The 6,000-nt window shown below is 38.1% G+C and carries 4 protein-coding genes; all 4 read right to left on the bottom strand.

The features are described from left to right. Positions 1-1,100 precede the first annotated feature (1,100 nt). A complete protein-coding gene (locus F6K54_RS03895) occupies positions 1,101-2,156 on the bottom strand; it encodes an amidohydrolase family protein (RefSeq protein ID WP_293074737.1) in 1,056 nt (351 codons plus the stop codon). A 233-nt stretch (positions 2,157-2,389) separates the two neighbouring features. Then, positions 2,390-2,815: a hypothetical protein gene (locus F6K54_RS03900; RefSeq protein WP_293074739.1), complete on the bottom strand. Its 426-nt coding sequence runs from the start codon at positions 2,813-2,815 to the stop codon at positions 2,390-2,392. A 471-nt stretch (positions 2,816-3,286) separates the two neighbouring features. After that, positions 3,287-3,925 (bottom strand): hypothetical protein, encoded by a 639-nt coding sequence (locus F6K54_RS03905; RefSeq protein WP_293074742.1) that lies wholly within the window; start codon positions 3,923-3,925, stop codon positions 3,287-3,289. A gap of 149 nt (positions 3,926-4,074) precedes the next feature. Beyond that, on the bottom strand, positions 4,075-5,157 hold the full coding sequence (locus tag F6K54_RS03910) for an amidohydrolase family protein (RefSeq protein ID WP_293074745.1): 1,083 nt from the start codon (positions 5,155-5,157) through the stop codon (positions 4,075-4,077). Between the last annotated feature and the right edge of the window lie 843 nt (positions 5,158-6,000).

Here is a 6,000-nt window from a genome sequence, read left to right on the forward strand (position 1 = left end):
CCTCCCGGGCTGTTAGGCATGAGGATTTCTACTGAGCCTTAGCTCCTCGGCGGGTTGACGCTTTGCTGGCGCATAGCTCGGCTAACACAGGGTACTGCTTCCTTAGCGGTAGTCTAACGCTTCCCTCTAAGTCCGCGCACGAGTTTCCGTTAGCGTAGCTCCTCCGGAGGAGGCGTGCCCCCCGGGAACTATTAACACTGTAGCATATATTCAATTCACTTACAAATAGAATAAAAAGTCCCCTTCAAAGGGGTAAATTTTTGTATTCTTCGTCCAGTCGCCATAAGCAAGTCTAGTTAGGATTTGCGCTCAAAAGTCTTTTAGTAGGGGCAGGAGACAGGAGACAGGAGAAATGGTTCGGGAGCGAGGAGGTAGGAGTAAGAATTGTCAATTTGGGATTTTTCTGCCATAGTCAGCCCAAAATACTAGCTTTTTGAGCCAAATCAACTGAAACAGGCGCACTTTTTTCTCCCCTGAAAATGCTCAAACCTTATATATATCAATGCTTTGATCGTTAATCAGCAAGCCCTAGTTAACAGCCAATAAAGCAAAGAATCTCCTATTAAGCACAGTTTTAATGGGAGATTATTAAAGTATTTTGGTTCGATGTTCTTCTTGGCCTGTGGAAATAGGACTTTAAACCAAAATTTGGTAGTGCAGAGCGCAAAGTGTCGGCTAATTGACATACTCTCCGGCCTAAAGGCGCGGAGATTCTCCTGAAACCAGGATTCTTGGTTCAATGAGTCCACTTAAATCAGATACGCAAGCGATACCTAAGCCAGAGATGGTTCTCTCCCCAAGCGTTTGCTCTATTCCAAAAGCCTGTTCCCGTATGCCCTACGGTACAGTTAAAACCTAAAAAATTTTGGTTCTCTGGTGCTTGTTGCTTAGAGTTTTTCCACACATAAGCATTTCTATGCAAAACCCCATAACTCTAGTTTTCAAGGTGCGTCTATCGATTAGATAGCTAGGTTTTTAGAGCGGTTGAATACCTTTCCGCTCTTCTAACTATAACACAAAGTTGCCCTAAAATGGCAAGGCTTTAAACCCAAATTTTAGGTAAACTTTAGCAATAATCTGGTAGTTAGTATTGGAATCAATCATTCTTCTATGCCATAGAAACGAAGGGAGTTATCCCAAAGAATCTTTTTCACAATTTCTGGAGAAAGCTGCTCCTCTAATGCCACAGCTTTGTTAACAACATTGGGATCGTGATCGAGGTGAGGATAATCAGATCCAAAAATCAAGTTATTTTCACCAATGTATGAGATAATATCAGAAATATAGGGTTCCGAAGGGTCGATTTCAATAAAACACTGGCGACGAAAATATTCTGAAGGCTTCATCTTGACATTGTCTTTAACTTCCCAATAAAGTTCCTCATACTCTTGATCTAATCGCCATAACCAATAGAGTAACCAGCCACAACCTGACTCTAGAAAACCTACCCTAAGCTTAGGATAGCGTTCTAATATTCCTCCTTCAATTAATGCTAACAATGCCATCATTTGCTCCATCGGATGAGCGCAAGCGTGTATTGAAAAATGGGTATCAAATCTATCTGCTCCAGTAGCTGGTAGACAACAATGAGCAGCAGTATGAATACCAACTGCTATTCCTAATTGCTCACACTCTGCCCAAAATGATTCATAAGCATGATCGCTCAGTAGTCGCCCTTTAACTGGGTTAGGTAATACACAGACACTTTTCCAGCCAAATTTTGCTATCCGATTTAATTCTGGCACCATATCTTCAGGATTATGAAGATTAACTATTCCTACTCCTCTGAGGATTTCCGGATCATAGCTACAAAAGTCTCGCAACCAGTTATTATAGGCGATAACGAACTCCTGAGCTAGTTGAGGAGTCATTGTATCAACGGCCAAAAGCCATAACCCATAAGTTGGATAAATCAATGATAGATCGACTCCCATTTGTTTGATTGCCCGGACTTGAGATTCTGCATCAAAGTTATTGGGTAAAGAAAGTTTACCTTGAACTTGATTAGAAATCTTGTGATAAATTTTCATACCCTTAATTGTCAGATCAGGCAAAGGAGCAAAACTTTTAAATCCTGGATTAAGATACTTTTGCCAAATGTCAAGTGGTTCTATAGTATGAGCATCTGCGTCAAGAATTTTATATCTATTTAACATCTCAAAAAGCTAATATTATTATCTATAATAAGTATTCAAGTTATTAAACCAGCTTGCATTAAATTAGCAAGGAATAAGCAAGTGGGAACTCTTCCAGGTTATTGGAAAATGCTATCTTAAAAAAGATAGACATCTCAGAAAAAAGCGCTCAAATCTTGATTTTTCAATTGCCCAAGATTCTATTTCTACTTTTTGGAGATGTCTACTTGTTTTTTTGTCTAGTTTAGTATATTCTAAAAACTAACTGGCATATAGGGATTATCAGGAACTAATTGGTTGCTATCATCATTTTTAACCCACTCTCTTAGCTCTTGATCTGAGAGGTTAAACTCAGTAGGTTTTGGAGGATATGATATTACTAAGTTAAATGGCTGTTGGTTATCACGTGTCTCTTCAAGATACCCTGTAAAGGTCTCCGTATCTATAGAGACTTTTAATCCAGGTCCGAAAATTCCCATATCAATACCTTCTCTCTGAAACATTTCCAAGATTTTGTCTGAGTCTTGAGATAAAAATACTTTTCTGATATCTTCTCCATCTGAGAGCCAGGATTTTGCAATAAGCTGGGAAATTTTTTTAGTGACTGCTCGTAAATCGTTGGATGAGCGAGATTGTGGATTATATAATTTATCAAGCTGCGCGTATGTTATTTTTTGCATGATGTATTTATTTTTGGGATAAATTGAGTAAAAGATTGATATACTACCTCTGTTGTGCTTGAGTGACAACAAAGAATTATTGAATTTTCGCTATGGAGTTCCTGACGAGATTAATCTAGCACATTCTTCATCGGCGTTGCCATAAGTAATAGGGAAGGAAACAATGATACAAATAATTAAATATATCATATCTTTTGACTTCCCAATCTCAATTTTTGTATTCTTCGTCTAATACCAGTGTGAAAAAAGAATGTTACAAAACTTGAGTTATAGGCAACAGGGAAAAGGCAAAAGAGATTCGTAACAAACATTTATCAAACTGGTATAATCTCCACAACCAGGCGCTAAAAAAGCAAAGAATCTCCCATTAACTGCTGGATTAATGAGAGATTGTTAAAGTATCTTAATGCTCAAGATTAGATTTCTACTTTTTGGAGATATCTACTTGTTTTTTTGTCTAGTTTAGTATATTTAGAAAGTAACTGGAATATAGGAATTATCAGGTGTATAGTTACTACTATCCCGATTGTTGAGCCAGCCTGATAATTCTTCTTTTGTGAGTGTTGCTTCACTAAATTGTGGGCAAGCTGGAAAGGCAATGACTACTGTCAAAACATTAGGGCTATTAGGGGTAGGATCTTGAATATACCCATTAGCAGTAGCAGCATCAGTTTTAAATAATACTATGCCAGACTCAATATCATGCTTATTAAAAATCGGAAAATTATAAAGACCTTTGCTTTTATCCTTGATGTCAGGAAAAACTTTACTCAAAAATTCACCGTATATATTCTGCTCTTGAGGTTTGGCACCCATTAATTTTGCCAAAGAAGGCAATTTATCTGCAACAGTAGGGTTTTCTAATTTATCAAAATTTTTTGTAGGATTTTGAAACCAGTGTCTAGCTTGTTTGGCCAAAGGATCTGATTCTGCATATAACCATATATAGGAAATAATTTGAGAAATCATCTTTGTTTGAGCCAGCAGATGTCGAAGAACTGAACCTTGAAATAGTTTGTCAGAGTTTGAGTTTTCTGACAATTGCTTTTCAGCTAACTCTGAAAACTTTTCCTGGTTATTTACACGCAAATTTTCGGGGGATAGTACCATAGTGCAACCTACCTAATAGTCTTTTATTAAAGTTAAAAAATCTTTTCTCTTAAAGAGTATGAAATTTTAGTTGAATGATGCAAGTTCTGCAAAAAAAGAGAAAATTAACTAGATTGTATCCTAACAAAATGAAACCTGCACATTTCACCTCAAACTTTATAGAAACATTTAGGATTATCCCAAACAATCTTTTTAACTATCTCCGGAGATAAATTATTCTCAAGCTCTAGAACATTCTTAACAATATCTGGCTGATGATCCATGTGTGGATAATCTGAGCCAAATATTAAATTGTCAGAACCAATGTAATCAATAATTCGAGTCAGATAAGCCTCAGATGGATCGACAGCAATATAACATTGACGGCGAAAATACTCTGAAGGCTGCAACTTCACCATATCTTTGACTTCCCAATGTAAATTTTTGTATTCTTCGTCCAACCGCCATAACCAATAGGGCAACCAACCACAACCAGATTCTAAAAATCCTACCCTCAGCTTCGGATGACGCTCTAATACTCCTCCTTCAATTAAGGCCAATAATGCCATCATCTGTTCCATGGGGTGAGAGCAAGCATGAAGGGCAAAACGACTATTGAATCTATCTGCTCCTGTGGTGGGTAAGCGACCGTGAGTTGCTTCGTGAATGCCTACAGCTATATCTAATTCTTCGCAAGCACTCCAAAAGGGTTCGTATGCCGAATCGCTCAAAATTCTGCCTTTGACGGGGTTAGGGCGTAAAAAAACTGCCTTCCAGCCAAAATTTACAATTCGGTGTAGCTCTTTCACCATCTCCTGGGGGTCATGGAGATTCATTGCCCCTACTCCTTTTAACCGACTGGGGTCATAGCTACAAAATTCTTCATATAGCCAAGTATTGTAGGCATGGGTAAAAGCTCCGATGACTTCTGGAGGCAAAGTATCGATCGCAAATAACCACAGTCCAGAAGTAGGATAAACAAAGGCAATATCCACTCCCATCAATACCATTTCTTGGACGTGGGATTCAACATCGTAGTGGTTTAAATAAGCATGGGGATGAGCTTCCATCATCTGTCTATTTCCCTCTTTTTCTACTTGCTGGGAGACTTTTTCGTTGATGGGTTCCCCTTTAATTTTCATGTCCAGGGAGGGAGCAAAATCTTGAAATTGAGGTTCGAGGTATTTTGCCCACATCTGGGGAGGTTCGATAACATGAGAGTCTGCGTCTATAATTTTGTATCCGTTCAGCATAAATAATATTGAGAATTAGAGGTGTAATGGAATGACACAGATAAAACTGTGGATTATATCAAGTCCGGTTGAACAGTGATAAATAAATAACTACGGAGGAGTCAGGAGTCAGGAGTCAGGAGTCAGGAGTAAAGAGGGAAGAAAGAAGAAGAACTGGAGTTGAAGGAGAAAGTTTTTTTATAACTAATTATCCGGACATGATATTATATCAAGTCTCATTAAATTAGCCATAATAAATTAGCTATCTTTAGTCATCTTTAGATGACTTCTGCTTTGAGCCAGGAAATTTATTTCTTGGCGGATGACATGCTTCACCAAGTTCACCAAGTTCACCAAGGATTGAAATCCTTGGCTAATAGTTTAAGTCATCTTAAGATGACTCTTGAGGAATATGCCATCTTTTTCATCTTTAATTAGGGCTTGCTGATTAATTATAAAAGTATTTATGTATAAAGGTTTGAGCAGTTTGAGGGTCGAATTGCAGTGCGCCTTTTTTAGTTAAAAACGCTCAAAAAGCTAGTATTTTAGGCTAACTATGGCAGAACAATCTTGGGACAATTTTTACGACTATCTCCTCTATAATTCCCCGTTCCTCCTGTCTCCAGTATAGCTGTCTCCTGACTCCTACCTCAACAAAAAGACTTTTGAGCGCAAACCCTAATTATATTGTGGTTAATCAGTGCAACTTGATATTAGGGAGTAGGGGAAAAAGATTGTTGTTGGGTTCATCCTAACGGATAAGCTGGCGCTAATGTCCCTCAAGCCAACCTAAACTTATTGCACAGTTTTAGCTGTGTCATTCCACTACCATTTGGTGCTTTCTTCCCTCCTAATACCAATTTG

The organism is Okeania sp. SIO3B5 (genome assembly GCF_010692555.1).
Classification (GTDB): Bacteria; Cyanobacteriota; Cyanobacteriia; order Cyanobacteriales; family Microcoleaceae; genus Okeania.